At 66.3% G+C, this 19,007-nt stretch carries 10 protein-coding genes; 2 read left to right on the top strand and 8 right to left on the bottom strand.

Features of this window, described 5'->3' with window-relative positions; genetic code table 11:
• Positions 1–22: 22 nt before the first annotated feature.
• Positions 23–505 (bottom strand): hypothetical protein, encoded by a 483-nt coding sequence (locus tag BRSPCE3_RS13670; RefSeq protein ID WP_244066334.1) that lies wholly within the window; start codon positions 503–505, stop codon positions 23–25.
• Between the two features lie 295 nt (positions 506–800).
• On the opposite strand from BRSPCE3_RS13670, the gene BRSPCE3_RS13665 reads away from it, so the two are divergent.
• Positions 801–1,265, top strand: coding sequence for a MarR family winged helix-turn-helix transcriptional regulator (locus BRSPCE3_RS13665; RefSeq protein ID WP_244066333.1), 465 nt, complete (start codon positions 801–803; stop codon positions 1,263–1,265).
• 127 nt (positions 1,266–1,392) lie between these two features.
• On the opposite strand, the gene BRSPCE3_RS13660 is transcribed toward BRSPCE3_RS13665, so the two are convergent.
• From BRSPCE3_RS13660 to BRSPCE3_RS13630, 7 genes are all read right to left on the bottom strand, one after another.
• Positions 1,393–12,711 carry a filamentous haemagglutinin family protein gene (locus BRSPCE3_RS13660; RefSeq protein WP_244066332.1) on the bottom strand — a complete coding sequence of 3,773 codons (11,319 nt, stop codon included), beginning with the start codon at positions 12,709–12,711 and terminating at the stop codon, positions 1,393–1,395.
• A 128-nt stretch (positions 12,712–12,839) separates the two neighbouring features.
• Positions 12,840–13,826, bottom strand: a complete 987-nt coding sequence (locus tag BRSPCE3_RS13655) for a FecR family protein (protein WP_244066331.1) — start codon at positions 13,824–13,826, stop codon at positions 12,840–12,842.
• Between the two features lie 93 nt (positions 13,827–13,919).
• Complete coding sequence (locus BRSPCE3_RS13650; RefSeq protein ID WP_244066330.1) at positions 13,920–14,435, bottom strand: RNA polymerase sigma factor; 516 nt, start codon at positions 14,433–14,435, stop codon at positions 13,920–13,922.
• Positions 14,432–15,121 (bottom strand): TonB family protein, encoded by a 690-nt coding sequence (locus tag BRSPCE3_RS13645; RefSeq protein WP_244066329.1) that lies wholly within the window; start codon positions 15,119–15,121, stop codon positions 14,432–14,434. The genes BRSPCE3_RS13650 and BRSPCE3_RS13645 overlap by 4 nt, the downstream gene beginning before the upstream one ends.
• 137 nt (positions 15,122–15,258) lie before the next feature.
• Positions 15,259–15,600 carry a hypothetical protein gene (locus BRSPCE3_RS13640; RefSeq protein ID WP_244066328.1) on the bottom strand — a complete coding sequence of 114 codons (342 nt, stop codon included), beginning with the start codon at positions 15,598–15,600 and terminating at the stop codon, positions 15,259–15,261.
• A gap of 36 nt (positions 15,601–15,636) precedes the next feature.
• A complete protein-coding gene (locus BRSPCE3_RS13635; protein WP_244066327.1) occupies positions 15,637–16,023 on the bottom strand; it encodes a cytochrome c in 387 nt (128 codons plus the stop codon).
• 13 nt (positions 16,024–16,036) lie between these two features.
• Positions 16,037–17,992: a thiamine pyrophosphate-binding protein gene (locus BRSPCE3_RS13630; RefSeq protein ID WP_244066326.1), complete on the bottom strand. Its 1,956-nt coding sequence runs from the start codon at positions 17,990–17,992 to the stop codon at positions 16,037–16,039.
• A gap of 581 nt (positions 17,993–18,573) precedes the next feature.
• Between BRSPCE3_RS13630 and BRSPCE3_RS13625 the strand changes: the two genes are divergently transcribed.
• On the top strand, positions 18,574–18,825 hold the full coding sequence (locus tag BRSPCE3_RS13625) for a hypothetical protein (protein WP_097673702.1): 252 nt from the start codon (positions 18,574–18,576) through the stop codon (positions 18,823–18,825).
• The last annotated feature ends 182 nt before the right edge of the window (positions 18,826–19,007 follow it).

The raw sequence follows: 19,007 nt of genomic DNA, 5'->3' as shown, positions 1-19,007 counted from the left end.
TCAATCGGGCATCTTGCTTTGGCTAACCGAACACGAGGAGCCAAAAGACGAGACCGTGCGTGATCAATAACAGAGGCACGTAAAAGGTCGGAATGAAGTAAGCAGCTCCGAAATGCGTCGCCAGAAGCTTGCCGTCGTTCACGAGGCGAGCCCCGTTGTAGAAGGCATACAACAGGTCAGCGCTACCCCAGATGTTGAATACCCAAACCAGCGAGGTGCCCAACGGACTTCCGAGGGTGCCGAGCGCGAGCACCGCGAGCAGTGCAGCAATGAGATCACCGAGAGCGGCCGGCCTTGCAAAAGCAGCAGGCAGCTCGGGCGAGACCGTGCCGGGCACCAGGAACGCAAGACCGAGGTATCGGAAACTGTGCAGAAGGAGCAGCGGGCGTATTGCGTCTGCTGGCGAGAGCCCGCGCAACGTGGGCCAAATGTAAAGTGCCGTGACGATCCCCCATGCCATCAAGCCGAACGGTACGCTGAGGCGGAACGCAAAACGTGGCGGCATTGGACGGCTCCTAGCAGGCACATGGACACGCGGATCGCGCCTGTCCGCACAACATGACTAGATTTATCTGTATATGCAGATAAATGCCCATTGTCAAATTTGACCGGGCGGCTGCCCGAACGTGGGAGGCTGCATCTTCCGGCGACGCGTGCGTTCGCTAACTGACTTTTCGAACTCCAGGGTATCCGGCGTCCCGACTTCGTGGCCGGAACGCATTGACTCCCAATCTCGTTCTATGCATATGCAGATAAATTGTCTGCAGGTTGACGTTCGTAGTCGGGCCAAAGGGTACGGGATGGAAGGGCTGAAGGAGCTTAAGGAAGTTATGAGCTGTCCTTGTCTGCGGATGAGGCGCGCGACCAGACAGATTACGCAGCTATACGATCACGTGCTCGCGGGCGCCGGACTGACCGCAAATCAGTTTGGGTTGCTCGCGTATTTGTTTCGAGCCGATCTTGCCGACGAAGACGGATTGTCAATCGGAAAGCTCGCCGAACAAGCGGGTGTTGATCCGACCACATTGAACAGGAATCTCAAGGCGCTGGATGCGCAAGGTCTGACGACGGACGGTCGTGGCAGTTCGGACGGCCGCGTGCGGGTTGTGAAAATCACGCAAAAAGGGAAACGGACATTGCAAAAGGCGTTTCCCCTTTGGCGCGAGGCGCGTGCTCAGGTTGAAGTTGCACTCGGATCGAACGCATTGATCGAACTCAACGCCTTGCTTGATCGCGCCGGAACGCAAATTTCGCGCGTCAAATGAAGTCGACGTGCGGTTCCTGCCGCCGCTGATAACGCCATCACGCCTTAGCGCCCGATGCGGACGCTGACGTGAACGACCTAGGCGTTCTCTACACCGCCGATCGTGAAGTCCGGCCCGCACGGTATCGCTAGCGCGACGACAGACGCTGCCTCTCGTCCTCAGTCAGCTGCCGCGCCTGCTCGGCCGTCAATTCACCGCTGCCGACCACGCGAAACATGCTGTTCGGATCATAGCTCTGCCGCTCGGTGCCGCCGCGGCGCTGGTCGTTGCCGTCGGGCTCCGGCGTGCCATCGCCTCCGCCATAGCCGAGCACCTCGACGATGATGACCGAGGGCTGTCCGGTACTGGCGGCCGGTGCCGCCGCGGTCGGTTGCTGGGCCGCACCCGCGGTGTTGTTGGCCGCGGTCAGCGCGCCCACCGGCGGCCCCTGCACCGCCGGCACGCCGACCGAAATGCCCTGCACCTGGATATTGGCGATGTTGAGCACCTGCAACGCCTGAAGGGTGAGATTGCCCGACACCCGAATGCCGGCCTCGCCGGCATCGATCGTGCCGTGCGGCGCGAACAGGTCGACGTTACCAGGCGGAACCCCGGGAACGCCGATCAGGGTTGCGATGCCGGCGCCGGTCTGCGGCGTGTTCGGCGTTTTGGCCGCGTGGCCATACTGATCGTAGATCACCAACGGCGGCGACGTCACGATCGAGGTCTGCTTGCCCTTGCCGGCGTTGAGGTCGCCGTTGGTCGAGAACATCAGGATGTCGCCGCCGAGCTCGGTGAAGACGCGCGACTGCGCCACCACCACGCTGCGATCGGTGAAGATGTTGATGTCGCCGCCTTCGAGCGTCAGCAGGCCCGGGCGCGCGGTGTCGGTCTGCCCGCTCAGGTCGGGCGTCTGGTTCTCGATGCCGAGCGACACGGCGCCACCGGGCGCCAGGATGTCGATGCTGCCACCCTGCTCGGTGCGGACGCGTGCGAGCTGGAACAGCGACAAATTGCCGGCATAGGCCGTGGTGCTGCCGCCGATCACGCTGCCGGGGAACAAGGTCTCGATCGCCCGGTAGGCCCGATCGTAGCCCTTGCCGCCCGCGCCAAGCCCTTTGGCCGCCGCCTCGCCGCCCGCCCTGAGCTCGGCGAAATACACCTGTTCGATGAACGGCAATTGTGCCGCCGGGGTGAGGTTGCGGAAATCGGCGAGCGCCTGGTCGCGACTGAGGGCGATACCCTCGATCCCGCTCATGTGGCTGGTGAGCTGCGACAGATAATCTTGCGTCGTCGCATCGGTGTTCTGCGGATCGAGATAGAGATTGATGAAGGCCGCGGTATCGGGCCCGTTGGCGCCGGTGCCGACCGCGATGCCGATCGAGGCACCGATCGCCGGCAGCAAGGGATTGTCCGCGTTGCCGACCGACGTGATGCCAACCCCTTGCGTGCCGTATTGGCCCTTCTGCACGACAATGTCGCGACCGGCGAGGACCGATAGCGAGCCGGGCCCCTCCACACGAATGTTGAAGACGTCCGTGTAGGCGAGGCTGCACGGCTGGCAGCTGACGATGTCGCGTCCGGCCTGCACCAGCGAGGCGTCGCCGGGCCCGGCGTTCTCGATATTGATGATCGGCTGAAGGATATCGAGGCCGGCGCGCACCTGTGCGCGCTCCGACGTCGCCAGCGCGAGCCTCGATAGGCTGCCCTGGACCGCATAGACGTGCACGGTATGCGGATTGTCGAACTGGACCAGGTTCGAGGGCAGCGACAACGCGCCGCCAAACGTGTCGTAGGCCGGATTGGACAGCGTGCTCGCGTAATCGCTGCCTGTCGGCGCCGAGGTACCGGTAATTTGCGACTCCAGATGGGCCGCCGTCATGCTGACGCCGAAGCTGACGATGTCCTGCTGGGCCAGCAGATCGAGGCGGGCCGTCGGCGCGGCCAGTGCGGCCAGATAATTGAAATTGGAGCCGCTCGCCGTAATGGAGCCGGCGCGGATCGAGCCGCCGGCCGCCGTCAGTTCGAAGATCGGTGGCGCGAAATCACCGTGCACCGTGATGTCGCCGCCTTCAGCGAATTCGGTCAAGGCGCTGGCGGCCGTCATGCTGGTGAAGAAGCCGTAGGGTGACACCGGATTGTAGTAGAAAGTGGGCGGCCCATTGCCCTCCAGGCCGGCCGGGATGCGATAGCCGGTTCTCGCAGGGTCGGGTTGCTGCGTCGTCCGTGTCGGATCGCCGACGATCGCGTTGATTCCCCGGCGGGACACCACGTTGAACTGGGCGTCGCCGATCAACAGATCCACCCGCGCGATTGTCAGAGAAGAGGTGTCCAGCGGCGCCATCCCGATCTCGCCGGCCTGGATGTCGGCCGTGCCCCGCCCGACCAGCAGATTGGCGTAGTTGATGGCGCCGCCGACGGTCAGCGAGAGATTGCCGCCGCCGTACACCGACAATGCACCGGTGCCGGTCAATCCGCCGGTCGTGGGCACGCTGATGTCGACGGCCTTCAGATCACCATCGACCGCGACCCGGACGTTGCCGCCTCCCAACGCACCGAGCCCCTTGAACGCGGCCACCGATGGAAATGAGTCGGTCGCGAAATCGAGATAGGGTTGGTAGTAGGTGCCGAAATTGACGAACCAGGTCGGACTGACGGCCGTCGGTTCGGTCCAGAGCCAGAAGGTGTCGAGCTCGGAGGCCGCATAGCTCTTCACACCATTATTGCTCGTATCGGCGCCGATCAGGCTGCCATGCGCCTTGACCGTGAGATTGCCGCCGCCGCTCGCATAGCTGGCGTTGAATGCGAGGGGATACAGCGAGTCGTACGCCTTCAGATTAAAGTCCGCATCGAACGTATATCCGAGATAGTTGTCGTAGGTGTACGTGTAGGCAGACATGATCAGAGCGCGCTGTCCCGCCGTGAAATTCGGCGTTACCGGCTCGCCCGCGGTATAAATGCCGAACGCGGTCTGGATGTCGATGTTGCCGGCCGCAGCAAGCTCGATATCGCGCGTGCCGGTGCGGAGCACGCTCGGAATCTGGACGACGACGCCGCTGTCATTGACGTTTGAGTCAATCAGATAGGGCGCCGCGAACACGATCGAGCCCGGCTCGGGATTAGCCGCCGTGGCCGCGGGACGCAGCACGGCCGGCACCACCGCCAGCGGATCGGCACCGGCGAGATCCGCGCCCGCGACAAGCCGCAGCGTCGCTGATCCGGAGCCCGCCGGCAGCGGTGCCGCGATCGCGAAGATGCTGCCGTCCGGCGAACTCACCGGCGCGGCGAAACCGTCGCTGATGCTGCCGTTGATCAGCAGGTTGCCGGCCGCGCGGAGCGTCAGCACCATCGGCTCGCCATTGTAGCGGTAGGTGTGCAGATCGATTCCGGAATTGGTGGGGGACGGGTTTTGCAGCAGCTGGAGATCGCCGCTGCTGCGCAGCTCGATGCCGGGCATCAGGTGGAAGGCGGTGACGGAGTTTCCGGTCAGCGTGCCGATGCCCGTCTTGATCGCGGCCGCAGCGACATACGCCTGAGCATCGGCATCGGCCGCCGCCAGGTTCGCGTCGACATAGGGCGTGCCGCTGACGTCATAGGTCTTGACCGCCTCGACAACGATCTCGCGCGCGCCGGTGACCTGGACCCCGTTGTTGCCGATGCGCACACCGTTTGCCGTCCGCGGCGCCCGCAGCCAGACCTGACCGCCATTGTTGGTGGTGACGCCACCATCGTTTACGATTTGCGGACCGCTTCCCGCGACATTGATCGTGGAGCCGGCGTCGAGCGTCAGCATGCCGGTGCTGTCGCCAGCGAGGCCGAGGAACACCGCGCCGCCCTTGGCGACCGCGGTGCCGGCATTGAGCACCGCCTGCGCGCCCAGCTCCAGATTGTTGCCGGCGATCAGGCGGATGGTCGCATCGCTGCCGCCGCTGGCATCGATCAGGCCGGTGACGGTGATGCTGCCGCTGCTCGCGGTCAGCTCGACATGACGCGCGGTGAGGTTGCCGACATTGATGTCACCGGTCGCCAGCGTCAGCGCCTGCTCGCCCGAGAAACCTGCGATGCTGCCGAGCAGCGCGCCGGCGTCGCCCGACTTGAGCGCGAGGACCGCCGTGCCGCCGGTATAGCGCGGATCGGCGTCCGCCAGCAGCTGCCCGTCGAGACGCGCGGTCCCGTTCGGCGCGACGATGGTGAGCGTTCCTGCGTTGCCGCCCTGGTCGGAATCCACGACATCGAGTCTCGACAGCGTCACCGAGCCGAGCCGGCCGCCGCGCAAATCGACCATCGCCCCGGAAGCAACCGCGACATCGCCGCTCACGGTCTGCAGCGTCACGCTGCCGGCCGGCGCAATTCGCACCACATCGAAGAACGGCGTGACCGCGCCGGCGACATTGGTGACCGACCCGGCCTGCAGCGTGATGCCGTTCTGCGCGGTGAAGGTGATCGCGCCGGACGGCAGGTCGATGGTGGTGCCCTGGACGATGCCCCGCGCCGAGACCGAGAGCGTCGCGCCGTTGGAGTTGACGGCCGGCTGGACGGCGCCGGCGGGCAGCGCGGCGAAGCGCACCGTACCGGCATCGGCGACGAGCTGCGTCACCGCACCGGCCTGCGCCGTCACCAGCGGCGCCGCGATCGTCAGATCGCCGCTGACGCTGAAGGTGCCCGGCATCACCTGGCCGGGAGCGTAGGCCACCGTGCCGATGTGTTGCATGGTGCCCGCGAAGATCGGGCCCGCATAGGCGACACCGCCGATGACCTGTTCGGAGGCCGCCAGCGTCACGGTGCCGAAGCCACCGAAGGCAAGATTGCCGCCGCCGCCCAGCGTCAGCTGCGTCGCATCGATCTCGAAGGCGCCTTGCCCGCTGCCCGTCGAAGCTGCACCCGTTGCGCCGCCGTTCAGCGTGATCGCGTCGGCGCGGAGCCTGACACGGTCCGTGGCGGTGCCGAACCCGTTGATCACGGGCGCGCTCAACGTCAGTCCGGCGAGCAGGGGCTGACCGGTCGCCGTATCCAGATTGCCGAGATCGACCGAGCCGTAGACGTTGATCGCCGAGGACGCCGACAACATCAGCGTGCCGGTCGCCGGCAGATGACGCAGCGGATCGCCTTCGGACAATTGCGCGAGCAGGCCGGCGCTCAGGTTGAAGCCCGACGTGCCTCCGGTGCCGAAATTGATCACCGGCACGCTGACCATGACGGTCGGCGCCGCAAGGCGGGCGGACGCATCCATGGTGATCCTGTCCGAGGCGCTCAGCGCAAGCACGCTGCCGCCAAAGATTTGCGCGCCTGCGCCGATATTCAGTTTGCTCGCGCCACCGTTTCCTGCCGGCAACGTGACCGGCAGCACCGGCGCATTGGACGCCAGCACGAATGCGCCCGCTCCACCTCCGCCGACGCGCGCCAGCGCAATCGATCCGAGAGTCTTGCCGGTCTTCGGATCGTTCGGGAACAGGGTGGAGATCGCGCCGAACGACGTCGTGTCGATCTGCGCATCGCCGCCGATCGTGATCGCGCTGCTCGCCGTCAGCATGATTTCGGGCGCGGTCAGCACCGCCCCACTATCGATCCGGAGCTGCTGCGCCGCCGGCGTGATGGTCAGCACGTTGCCGTTCAGGTTGCGCGTGCCGCCGATCAGAATGCTCTGCGCGCCGATGCTGTCGATCGCACTGGCCTGCAACCCCGTCATGCCCGGCGCTGCGGCGCCCCCCGGCGCAAGGATCTCGAGATTCGAAGCCACGATGTCGGCCTGTCCACCCCGGCCGCCCGCCGGAGCCGTGAAGTCGCCGAACCCGCCGGTGACCGGCAACGAGAGGCTGTCGGTCGCATTGATGACGAGCTGTCCCGCGTCGAGCGGCAGATAGGGCGCCGCGATGCCGCTTGCCGCCGCCTTGGACGCGTAGAACTGATTGGCCGTGGTCTCGGCATACTGCGACTGCCGGCGGACTACCGCTCCGGGCGTGACGATGAAGACCGAGGGAAGCGCATCGTGGAAGCCGGTATTGGCGACCTCGCCGTAGCCGAGCACACGGTAGGAGCCGTCACGCTGCGCCAAATTCGAGAGTCCGGTGGCGGTGGTCTGGCTCGCCGCGACGGTGATCTTGTAAGCGCCGGGCAGCAACGCATAGTGCCCGGGCAGCAAGGTGTAGGTGCCCGCGGGCAGCCCCGGAATTCCGCTCAGCGTGACCTGCTGACCGACCTGCAACGCAACCGGCGCGGATGCCGCCTGCGTCGGATCGCTGAGCTGCATCTGCGGGTCGCGCGGCGCATAGCGGTTGCCGAGGCTCGGCAGGATCGCGAACGTCTTGATACCGTCGAGCGTGTCGACCGACCCGCCGGCGCCGCTGACGAACTGCGCGCCGTAGAGATCGCCGCCGCCGGACTCGTCGATGCGCGCGGTGGCCGCCCCGCCGGTTGCTCCCGCGACCGTCAACGCCTTGCCGTAGAACGAGATCGTCTTGGCGGGTGGCGCGCTGATCGTGTTCGGCGTGCCGCTGTTGTCGTAGCCGTAGATCCAGTCGGTGTTGCCGAGCGGCGCGCCATATGGGATCAGCATGCCGCCCGCCGACATCGACGTGATGCTTCCCGGCAGCAGGTTGATCGCGCGTGTGCTCGCAGGGTCATTCGGATCGCCGAAGGTGATCTGGCCGAGCGGCGCCACGAGGACGCCGCCCTGATTGATGGTCGGCGCAACGATCTGTACCGCTCCGCCCGCTGACAGCGGCACGTAGGGCGCCTGGCCGTTGCTGGCAAAGCTGACCACGCTGTTCGGCCCTGTCGCCTGGATCACGAACAGACCACTCGCGATGCTGGTGTATGCATTGCTGACCGGGCCGGTGCTGATCGGGTAGATCTCCGTCCCCGTGAACATCAGGTCGCCGGCGGTCGTCATCGTCGTCGGCTTGGTGGCGTAGGAGGGCGAATTTCTCGAGACCGGAACCAGGCGGATGTCACCCAGGCTGTTGAATGCCATGCCGGCGAAGCCGGGCAGCGACACCGTCTGCCGAACCGGAGTGCTGAAGTCGAGGAAGCTCGTGACGTAGCTGTAGCTCGCACCGCTGCGCAGCGTGCCCTCGATGTCGATCAGGTCGGCATTGACCTCGAGATGCGCCGTACCGGCCACCGGCACTGCGCTGTAGCTGCCGAGAGGAACGTAGCTGCTGCTGGTATATTCATTGATGTTGCGCTGACCGCCGCCGATATCGACGTAGGGCGCGCTGAGCCGGACGCTCGCGCCCGGCGTCGCACTGATGTTGCTGGCGTTGATGGTCAGGCTGCGCGCCGCGGTGAGGTTGACGTTGCCGTTGAACACCAGGGCATCGACGGCGCCGAGAGACACCGACGCGAAGCCGCCGCTGGAGATCTGGTCGGCGCCGATGAAGAGGTCCCCGAGCAGGCCGCCCGGCACCGCCTGGCCCTGCGACAGGCCCGTCGTCATCAGCGGCGCAGCCTGGCTCACGATGGTCTGGAACACCGGCTGTACGAACTGCGAGACTCCGGAGCTGTCGGCGACATAGCTCCCGATCATCTGATCGATCGTCAGGCTGCCGCCCGCAGCCCCGGCCCCGCCGCCCTGCCCCTTCATTGTGGCGTCGAACAGCAGACCGAGCGATGCCCGGATCGCGATGCCGCCGCCCGGAGTCGCAATCTGTGTCTGGATCAGACCGGATCGACCCGCGACCTGCTGTACCGCTCCCGACGTCCCCGACACATCAATGATCGCCCCGGCCTGCGCCACGACGACACCGAGCGGTTGCTCGCCATAAGGCTGGGTGGCCAGATAGGGATAATAGAGCGAGGGCTGGGCATCCTGATTGATGTTGACCTGTCCGCCGCCGAGCACGGTGTTCACCGGACGCCCTGACGCATCGAGCATCGATGTCACGAGGCCCGGCGCCAGCAACCTTGCGTCCGCGCCGATCCACAGCGTCTGCGTGGCTGCATAGGACGGCCCATTGTTGGGCGGCACGCCGACCGGAGATCCGACCGCGACCCAGGTTCCCGTCGTCCCGGTCAAATCGAGATTGATGGTTCCGGCGGGCGCGCTGATGGTGCCGTCGACCGTCAACTGATGGCGTGCGTGCAGGGAGATCGTCGCCTGGGGATCGGCATTGATCACGGCGCCGCGCTGAACATCGAGATTGCCGTTGAAGGCGTCGATCGCGCTCAGGACCAGATTGACGGGCGCCGGCTGCCGATAAGAGGGCAGCGTCTGTGCAGTCGCGATGCTCGCGACATCGCTGCCGGTCGGTGCCAGGACGGCCTGCGCATTGGGGACCAGATTGACTCCATGCAGCTCGAGATTGGTGCCGCCCGCGACCGTCAGGTTCTGGTAGCTGTAGAGCGCGTACTGGCTGAAGCCGCCGCTGGCAAAGAAGCCGGGCGACAGCTGCATCACGCTGGCGGGATCAACCGGCGTGAGGGTGCTGGTCCCGTCGGCGTTGATACTGTTGATCGTGCGGAGCGGAAGGATGGCGTCTCCCCCGATCTGGATCGCGGGCGTGGCGATGCTGAGCGTGCCGCCGAGGGTGAAGCCGTAGGATCGCAGCGTACCATCGAGATAGACCCGGCCCGGGTAGGTCTGCGCGAGCGTCGTCGAATTGTGCAGCGTCGCGCCGAAACCGTCGGCGATCAGCGTGATGTTGCCGCCGGTTCCGACCGGCAGGCCGTTGCTGGTCTTGATCCGGCCTGTGCTCTGCATCCAGCCGCCGCTCGACGCATCGATCACCGCCCCGTCGTCGATCCGGACGCTGCCATAGGCGGCGAGCTTGACGTTGCCGCCGTTGTAGAGCGCAGGCGGAGTATCATTGCCGCCGGTGCGATCGTTTACCCAAAGGCCGCGCGTATCGATCACGCTGCCCGGATGCAGCTCGACGTCGCCGGTGAAGGCTACAGTTCCCTGCTGCGCGGCATTGACGGTGACCGAGCCGGCGCGTGCCACCAATTGGCCGTCGATCGAAATTCCCCCGCCAGTCAAGGCCACACTTGAATTCAGGGTGATCGAGCCGCCGGAGGCAACCTGAAGCCTGGCGCCGCCCACGAGGCTGATCGCGGGAGATACGGCGTTGCTCACCGGATCGGTCACGCCGCCCCGGGCGTTGATGGTGATGCTGCCATAGTTCGCCTGGTCAAGCAGATCGGCCGACAGATAGACTGTCTGCTGCCAGGACGGCGGCAACGGCGAGGTCGCGCTGGAAATGTCCGGCGGCGCGACCGACGGCGCGATGACCACGCTGTTGGGCATGATGCTCGAGGACGCCCCGATGCTGAATGCGGCACCGGCCGGTATCGTGTTGGCGGTCCGCTGATAGGGTCCATTGATCGTCGCCGCAACAACGGAGGCATCGACCTCTGCCGCGTTCGCAATCACGCTCAGTGAGCCGGCGGCGCGTCCTTCAAGATAGGCCGGTTGGTACACCTGCGTGGGGACCAGCGGATTGGCGTAGAATTCCGTGACGTTCCAATGAGCGTGATTGACCGTGAAGCCGACCCCGATCGAGACGTAGGTCAGGTCGGCGGGAGCCTGATTGACGCTGTAGATCCTGCCGTCCGAGCCGACCAGCCGGGTGACCGGCAGATAGCCGGCCTGATGCGCGAGCGAGCCGCCGGCAATATCGATCGACGCACCAGGCCGCAGGATGGCGTCGCCCGTGGAATAGGCGATCACCGAACCACCCGTCGTCAACCGTTGGTCGATGGGACGCGCGACCTGCCCGAGCCATCCCGACACCTCGAGCAGGCCGCCCGCGGTGTAGACCCGATCCGGCGCCACCGGGTCGAGATCGTGCACGTTGACCCACACGTTCTTGCTGGTCAGGATGCCGCCGCGCTGCAACGGCGAGTCACGCAGCTCGTTGGCGCGCACGTTGACCTGCACCACATCGCTCGACGCCGCGACCGGCACTGCCTGCAACCCTGAAACGTCGATCAGGGATCCGGTGTCGACCAGCACACGCGCCCCGTCGGGGTTGGAATTCGCGTTGATCTTGGCGTCCGGATTGTCCTGCAGATAAAGCTGGTCTCCATGGCTCGACGCCTGAAGCGCAACGCGTCCGGACGGCGCGACGATCGCAGCTCCCGGCTGCACGTTGACGAAGCCGCCCTCGACCGTAATCCGCGACTGGGCCTGGGGCTGGGTGTCCATCGCGGTGAGACCGTCCTCCTCGGGGAGAACCGCGGTGAGGCTGCCGGGCGCGAGCCGCACCGTGCCGGTCTGCGTCGACACCGCGTAATGCGAGGAACTGTCGTAACCGTACATTCCCTGCAGTCCCTGCTGCGCCGACAGCAGGATCGAGCCGGCTTGGTTGACCGAGGTGGTCGCCACCAGCGCGCCGGACTGCTGCAGATCCATGCCGACCAGCGTGATGCTTCCGGTCGGCGCCGCGATCAGACCGGTGTTGCTGACCGTGCCGCCATTGAGCACGTTGAACACCAGCCCCTGCTGGCTCGCGCTGCCGCTTGTCGTGACATAAACCGACGTGCCGGCGACAAGCGCGGCCTGGCCGCCCGGCGTGACGATGCTGCCGCTGTTCTGCACGTTGGCGCCGAACAGGAACACGTTGCCGCCGCCGGTGGTGACGGATGCGGGCGGTGCCGTCACGATCACCGCACCGGCCTCGACGGTGACGTCGCCGGTCGGACCGCTGCCGTTGGCGAGGATCGGGGCCAGCAGATTGCCGAAATTGTCGAACGGCGAGCGATTGAGCAGGCCGGTCTTGAATTGCTGATCGGTGATGTTGAGTGTCGATGCCACCAGCGAGCCGACATTGATCTGGCTGGCGCCGCCGAAAATGATGCCGCTCTGATTGATCAGCAGCACTTGGCCGTCAGCCTTGATATGCCCGAGAATCTGGCTCGGCCCGGCGTTGCCGATCACGCGATTGAGCGCGACCCAGCTGCTGTTGCCCTGCTGGTTGAAGACGACGTCGGTCCGGGCGCCGACATTGAAGCTCTGCCAGTTCAGGATTGCCTGCGGCGCGGTCTGGGTGATGCCGACGCTGGTGCGTCCGTCGGCGCTCGCCTGAGTCGGAAGATTGGCGCCAGACCAAAGGTTTGATCCAGGCACAGCGCCTGGCGCGACCTGGAGCCCGCCCGGCACCAGACCATTGGGCACCACCTGCTGCGGCAAGGTCCGCGAGGTGCCGGTGGCCTGTGCGGCAGCGCGCGCGGCCGCCTGTGCCGCCTGCAACGCCTGGATCGCTTGGGCGGCCCGCGTCAACGCACCAGAGCTCTGGGCAGCCGCTGCGGCCGCCTGCTGGGCCGCAGCGGCTGCCGCATCGGCCGCGTAAAGCGGCGCCGCGACGGGCCAGGCGCCGGTCAGCGGCCTCGCGCCCGCAGGATATGCCGCGAGCAACAATGTCACGAGGCTCGTGCCGGCCATCAACCCGCCGCGGGACATCCGCCGCGGCAGCGCGACGGCGGTTTCACCGCGCGCACGGAAATGATGGGTGGCTTGAGCTCGAACCGGCATGACAAGTCCTTCCAGCGAACACCGCAGAGGTCACACCAGCGTGACGGGAAGCCGCACGCGAACCCGCAAGGAATTTTTGTGACAGTTCCGTGTCGCCGCAGAGCGGTCGGAAGAGCGCGGGATCGCGCTCAGCTCAGCAGCACGATTCCGCCGGGCAGCAACCGCACACGCGCGTCGAACGCCTGCTTGAGCTGGGTCAGAACCTCGTCCATGCGATCGATGCGAAAGCGGCCACTGACGGGCAATCCCGCGATCGCGGCGTTGACGATGAAGATGCGGCCAGGCCGGTAGCGGTTGATCTCTTCGACCACATCGGATAGCGGCGTGAAGCGGAACAGCAGGAAGCCGCGCTGCCAGGCGGAAGCAGCCTCGATATCGGCAGCGGCAAGTGTCTCGCCACGCGCGTCGTAGCGCAGTTGCTGGCTCTCCTTGAGGGCGGTCGCCTGGGCGCCACGCTGGACCCGCAATTCGCCCTTGAGACAGGTCACGCAGACCGGCCGCTCGCCGCCGGCCGACACATAGCGCACGTCGAACTGCGCCTGGTCGGCGAGAATCCAGCGGTCGGCTGCGTATACGCCGAAGCTGCGCCCGGATGTCGCGAACGCCGCCTCGCCGGAGAGCAACTCGAGCCGTGCCACGCCTGGATCGGCGGGTCGCAGCGCGATGCTGGTCTGCACGTTCATCTGGATCGAAACATCACCCGGCAGCGCCACCTGGCGCTGCTCGCCGGTGCCGGTCCGGTAATCAGCCGCGAGCTCCGACCAGGCCGGCCACAGACCGAGCGGCGGGCGCGCAAGCCCATAGACGGCCGCCGCCGAGGCGGCGGCCGCGAGCCCGCCGCCGAGCAATGCACGGCGGTTGAACGGGCGCAAAGCACGCGACGGCTGTTCGGTCATCATTGCCGCCCGGACATTGCGGCCGGCCGGCGCAAGGTCTCGCCACAGCCGGCTCGCGGCGGCGAAAGCCGCGCCATGCTCCGCGCTCTGGGCGCACCAGCGCCGCAGCGCCTCGCCGTCCGCCGTCGTGGCCTGTCCGGAGGTGAGATGCCGGACCCAACCCACCGCTTCCCGCTTGAGCGGATCAAGTCCCATGTCGTCTCTGTCCATCGCGCTCATGGCCGGCGTCCGCCCCGTGCCAAACGGCGCCGAGACGCGGCGGTCTTCGCCATCGCTCTCAAGAAGACGTTTCCAGCCGGGCGAAACCGCATGCTACCCGCCGCTCCGATCGCGCCGCGCCAGACAATACTCCTGTGCCCGCTGCAGCTCCAGCTCGACCAGGCGCAGGGAAATTCCGAAGCGGCGTGCGATCTCCTGCCGCGGCATCTGGTCGAGCCGCGCGGCGAGCAGTATCGCGCGGCGGCGCGGCGGCAGCTCGCGCAGGATGGCTTCCAGCCCGCGCAGGTCCGAACGCGCGCCCACCACCTGCTCCGGATCGGGCGCGCCGTCGGCGATCTCGAGCAATCCGTCGACCTCGGCCGCGCTGAGGTTGCGGCTATCGGCAGTGCGCTGGCGATCACGCGCCGCGTTCATGGCGATGCCGAAGATGTAGTTGCCGGGATTGTGGACGACGCCGACCGAATCCGCCCGGGCGATGCGAAGCCAGGCATCCTGCAGCGCGTCGCCGGCGAGCTCGGAAGACCCCAGCCGCCGTGTCAGCCGACGCTTGAGTTCATCATAGCGCTCGACCAGCAGGCGTCTGATCAGCGTCAGCGACGCCTCGGTCATGGCGTCGCGCCGGCCCGGCGCGCCGGAGCACCGTTACAGGCCATCGTCGTGCCGGGCCCCTGCGGGACGACCACCAGGGTAACCGGCTGGGTGAGGCCCGCCGGCGGCGGCGCGTCGACCTGCATCCGGCGCAGCGCGTGATCGATACCCGCATCGACCGCGGCGCTGCCGGCCGAGCCAAGCCGCGCGAACCGCTCCAAATTGCCGGCCGGATTGATCCAGAACTGCAACGCGACCCGATATTGTCCCGGCCGTGCATCGGCCTCCGCGCACAGTGCGGTCCGCAGGCCGCTCTGCAGCCGCGCATAATAATGACTCACCGGGACCGGCAGCGCCGCCTGCGCCGTTGCCGGTGCAGGATAGAGCACGAAAGACGTCTCCCCGAGGACGCGCGCCGACAGGCCGCTGCCCGCGAGCAGACGCGCGAGCGCGATGTCCGCCGTCATGGCCCCGCGCGCGGCGCTGGAATGCAGCCCGGCGGTCAGGTTGCTGTTGTAGAGGACGTTCCGACCAGTCACGGCGCCATACTGCTCGAGTGCGGCCGCCAGCGGCTGGGCTGCGATATCAAAGTCGATCTGCGCCTCCTGTGCCGATGATTTCGGCGGCACCAGGACAAGACAGACGCCGAACATCAGAGCACGGCACAGCCGAGCGCTCCAGGCTCGCGCTGGCGCATCCGCGGTCAACTCGGCTCCTCGCGTCTACAAGCCTGTCATGGTCGGGCGCGGACCATAGGCAGGCTGTGTAACAATCTCATGTCACGCGGGAAGGCCGACATGCCCGAAGCGACGCGGACCCGGCTGTCCGCACTGCCAATCGGGCACTACGGCCGCATCTGACGCCGGCGATCTGCGATCAGTTGCCTTGCTTCATCGATCGTCATCTCCCCGGCCCCAAGCACCTGATAGGCGCTATCCGGATTTTGGCTGCGCTGACCGCGCTCATCGCGCTGCTGATCGCGATCCGGATTCGGCGCCGAAGATCCCTCTCCGCCACCATAGCCGAGCACCTCGACGATGATGATCGACGGTTGACCGCTTCCTTGCGACGGCGGCGGAGCCGCCTGCTGTGTCGCGGCGGTGGAGTTCGATGCCGCGGTCAGCGCGGGGGCATGACGCCTTGCGAAGGCGGCACGGGGGAAGCGGCCCGGCGAAGCCAGAGCCACGCGAGAGCGACGACGGACCGCCGAAATCCCTTCCCCTCACTGGTTCAGGATCGGCGGAATATCCTTCGCGTCGCGCCGGCCCGGCAGTGAGCTGAGATAAGCGTGGATGTCGGCGGCGTCCTTGTCCGACAGTACGTCGGCGGAGAATGACGGCATGTCGTTCGGGGCCTCGCGCAGGAACGCGATGAAGGACTCCACCGGCAGCGCGATCTGCGCCAGCGCCGGCGTCAGATAGTTGAAGCGGCCGCCCTGCCCGGCGCGGCCGTGGCATTCGAAGCAGCCATCGGCGAGATAGAGCCGCTTGCCGTTGACGGGATCGCCGGCCGGCGCGTCCTCGGCGCGCGATGCAACGGCGTTGCCGAGTGTGAACGCCCCCGCGATCGCGGCAACGACGGCAAGATGCTTCACGGATGTCCTCATCATCGCCATCTCCGCCTCACCGCTGGTCCATCACGACGTCGAGCAGCGCCGGCTGCCCGCTCTTGACCATGGCGATCGCGCGCTTCAGCGCGGGCGCCAGCGCATTCGGATCGCTGATCGGTCCCTCGCCATAGACGCCGAAGCCCTTGGCAACGGTCGCATAGTCGACGAAGGGATCCTTTAGCGTGGTGCCGATATCGGCATTGGTGATGCCGCGGCCGTGGCGTGCGGCCATCGCCTGCAAGTACATGTATTCCTGATGATAGGCGCGGTTGTTGTGCACGATGTACAGCAGCGGGATCTGATGATGCGCGGCGGTCCACAGCGTCGACGGCACGAACATGAAGTCGCCGTCGCCGCCGATCGCAACCGTCAGCCGTCCGTGCCTTTTGTTGGCGAGCGCAGCCCCGAGCGAGGCCGGCAGGGTGTAGCCGACACCACCGCCGCCGGCGAGCCCATTCCATTGGTACGGCTTGGTGAAATTCCACAGTCGGTGCGGCCATGACAGGCCGATCGAGGTGCCGACCAGCGACCAGTCCTCATCCTTGATCTGGCTGTAGAGCTCGGCGCACAGCCGCGCCGTGGTGATCGGGCTCGCGTCCCAGCCGATCGTGGCATCAAGCTTCGCCTGCTCGACGGTGGCGAGCTTGGCGGCCGCGAGCTTCTTGCCGCGCGCCTCGAACACGGCCTTGCGGCCCTCGTCGATCCCGCGTTTGACCTGCTCAATCAGGACCGGCAGGCTCGCCTCGGCGTCACCCGCGATGTCGAGGTCGACGTCCTGGTAGCGGCCGAGATCCTGGTAGTTGGCTTTCATGTAGAGGCCGCGGGTGCCGAGCGCGACGATCTTCGCCGTCTTCTTGTAGCGCGGCTCGGAGCTGCGCACGATGCGATCGTGGAAATCGCTGAGCGAGCCCCAGATGTCGTTGACCTCCATCGCCACGATCAGATCGGCCTGCGACAGGATCGAGCGGCGGAACGACTGGTTGAGCGGATGGCGCGAGGGGAAATTCATCCGCCCGTAATTGTCGATCACCGCGCATTGCAGGGTTTCCGCCAGCTCCACCAGGCGCGGCATGCCGGCCGGCGTGCGCGCCATGCGGTCGCACAGGATCACCGGGTTCTCCGCAGCCACCAGCATCTTGGCGAGCTGGGCCAGCGCCGCGTCGTCGCCCTGCGGCGCCGTTGCCGGGGTGAATTTCGGAATCCGCAGGCGGTCGCGATTCTCGATCGGGTTTTCCTGCAGCTCCTGGTCGAGCGACAGCATCACCGGCGCCATCGGCGGGGTGGTCGAGATCTTGTAGGCACGCAGCGCCGATTCCGCGAAATGCTGCAGCGAGGCCGGCTGGTCGTCCCACTTGACGAAATCGCGGGTCAGCGCCGCGGGGTCGATCGCCGAATGCGGCCATTCGGCGCCCGGCGCGCGCTTGTCGGCTTCCATGATGTTGCCGCCCATCACGATGACGGGGACGCGGTCGCACCAGGCGTTGTACATCGCCATCGAGGCATGCTGCAGGCCGACCACGCCGTGACAGATCATGGCGAGCGGCTTGCCCTCGATCTTGGCGTAGCCCTGGCCCATATGCACCGCGATCTCTTCATGCGGACAGGTGATGATTTCGGGCTTCTTGTTGTCGCCATGATTGATGACGGCCTCGTGCAAGCCGCGGAAGCTCGAGGCGCAGTTCATCGCGAGATAATCGATGTCGAGTGTCTTGAGCACGTCGACCATGAAGTCGCCGCCGCTCGAACTTTGATTGACCGGATCGGCCGGCGGCGGCGACGCATCGGCGGCCGCGAGCCTCGGACCGGGCAGCGCGGCTTTGCGACGCTGTTCCGGAAAGCCTGAGATCGCTGTGTTGGCCGCGGCCGGCGTGCCGAGCGCTGCAGCCCCTGCGATCGTTGCACCTTTCAGAAAATTTCGGCGGCTGGAATCGGGCGCGCCATCGCGGCGCGAGCTGCTTCGCTTCGACATGGTGTCCTCTCCGGGAACTTAGACCAGATGCCTACGAGCTCGTTGTTGGTTGACGCGAATGTCGTCCCCGATCTCGCGCCCCGTCAATACACAGACGCGTCAGCGTGCGGCGCCAGATGGGCTGCTCCGCGAAATCGGCATGGGATTGGCAACGCTGCATTCACACATCGCCGCGCGCTGCGCTGCAGATCGCGCGAACGGAATCGGCGCTGCACGTGACGCTTGAGACAGCCGCCGATCACGCCCGAAGCCTTCGGCAATATCCCGGCCGCCAGACGGAATTTGCCGCCATATTTTGGCCATAGGCCGTTTCTTAAAGGCCCACGCGGGCCATGTCCCCGCCTCTGTTTTGCGTCGTCCGGCCAATGCGGTCGCTTCGCAACCAAATCGCAGATCAGCACTGCACCCCTCCCACAACCAGGATGGTCTGCCAACAACAAGAGGATTTTGTAATGCGTAAAACTCTCGCGGCGGTCGCCGTGCTCCTGGCCTTCGCTTCATCCGCTGCCGAAGCTCGCGGCCGTCATCATCATCGGCACACTGCCCATTCCGGTCGCCCCGCCGCGTGGTGCGGCTGGTTCATGCGCACGCAGGTCGGCAGCGATCCGGGCCCGCAATACAATCTGGCGCGCTCCTGGGCGCGATACGGCAGCAATGCAGGCGGCCCTTCGGTCGGCGCGATCGTGGTCTGGCGTCACCACGTCGGCAAGATCGTCGGTCACGAGAACGGCCAGTGGATCGTGCAGAGCGGCAACGACGGCCATGCCGTGCGCACGCGGCCGCGCTCGCTGGCCGGCGCCATCGCATTCCGCAATGCCTACGCTTCGTTCTAGAGCGCGATGAGATCGGGTCGAATCGTCATCGCGCTTTAGCTCTTCGCTTGAGCATGATCTTGTCGGAAAACCGCGGCGCACTTTTCCGGATCATGCTTTAGGGAACTCTCGAACATCTGCTGATATGAATGCTTGCGACGCCGAGCGGTATACGAACCGTTCACGATCGCCGCTTACGCTGC

This window comes from Bradyrhizobium sp. Ce-3 (assembly GCF_022835695.1).
Classification (GTDB): Bacteria; Pseudomonadota; Alphaproteobacteria; order Rhizobiales; family Xanthobacteraceae; genus Bradyrhizobium.
This window is presented reverse-complemented; position numbering and strand designations above follow the sequence as displayed.

Bases quoted from the DNA above. Each gene is read 5' to 3' on its own strand.
- BRSPCE3_RS13670 (WP_244066334.1), bottom strand. From the start codon at position 505: ATGCCGCCACGTTTTGCGTTCCGCCTCAGCGTACCGTTCGGCTTGATG.
- BRSPCE3_RS13665 (WP_244066333.1), top strand. From the start codon at position 801: ATGGAAGGGCTGAAGGAGCTTAAGGAAGTTATGAGCTGTCCTTGTCTG.
- BRSPCE3_RS13660 (WP_244066332.1), bottom strand. From the start codon at position 12,711: ATGCCGGTTCGAGCTCAAGCCACCCATCATTTCCGTGCGCGCGGTGAA.
- BRSPCE3_RS13655 (WP_244066331.1), bottom strand. From the start codon at position 13,826: ATGAGCGCGATGGACAGAGACGACATGGGACTTGATCCGCTCAAGCGG.
- BRSPCE3_RS13650 (WP_244066330.1), bottom strand. From the start codon at position 14,435: ATGACCGAGGCGTCGCTGACGCTGATCAGACGCCTGCTGGTCGAGCGC.
- BRSPCE3_RS13635 (WP_244066327.1), bottom strand. From the start codon at position 16,023: ATGATGAGGACATCCGTGAAGCATCTTGCCGTCGTTGCCGCGATCGCG.
- BRSPCE3_RS13630 (WP_244066326.1), bottom strand. From the start codon at position 17,992: ATGTCGAAGCGAAGCAGCTCGCGCCGCGATGGCGCGCCCGATTCCAGC.
- BRSPCE3_RS13625 (WP_097673702.1), top strand. From the start codon at position 18,574: ATGCGCACGCAGGTCGGCAGCGATCCGGGCCCGCAATACAATCTGGCG.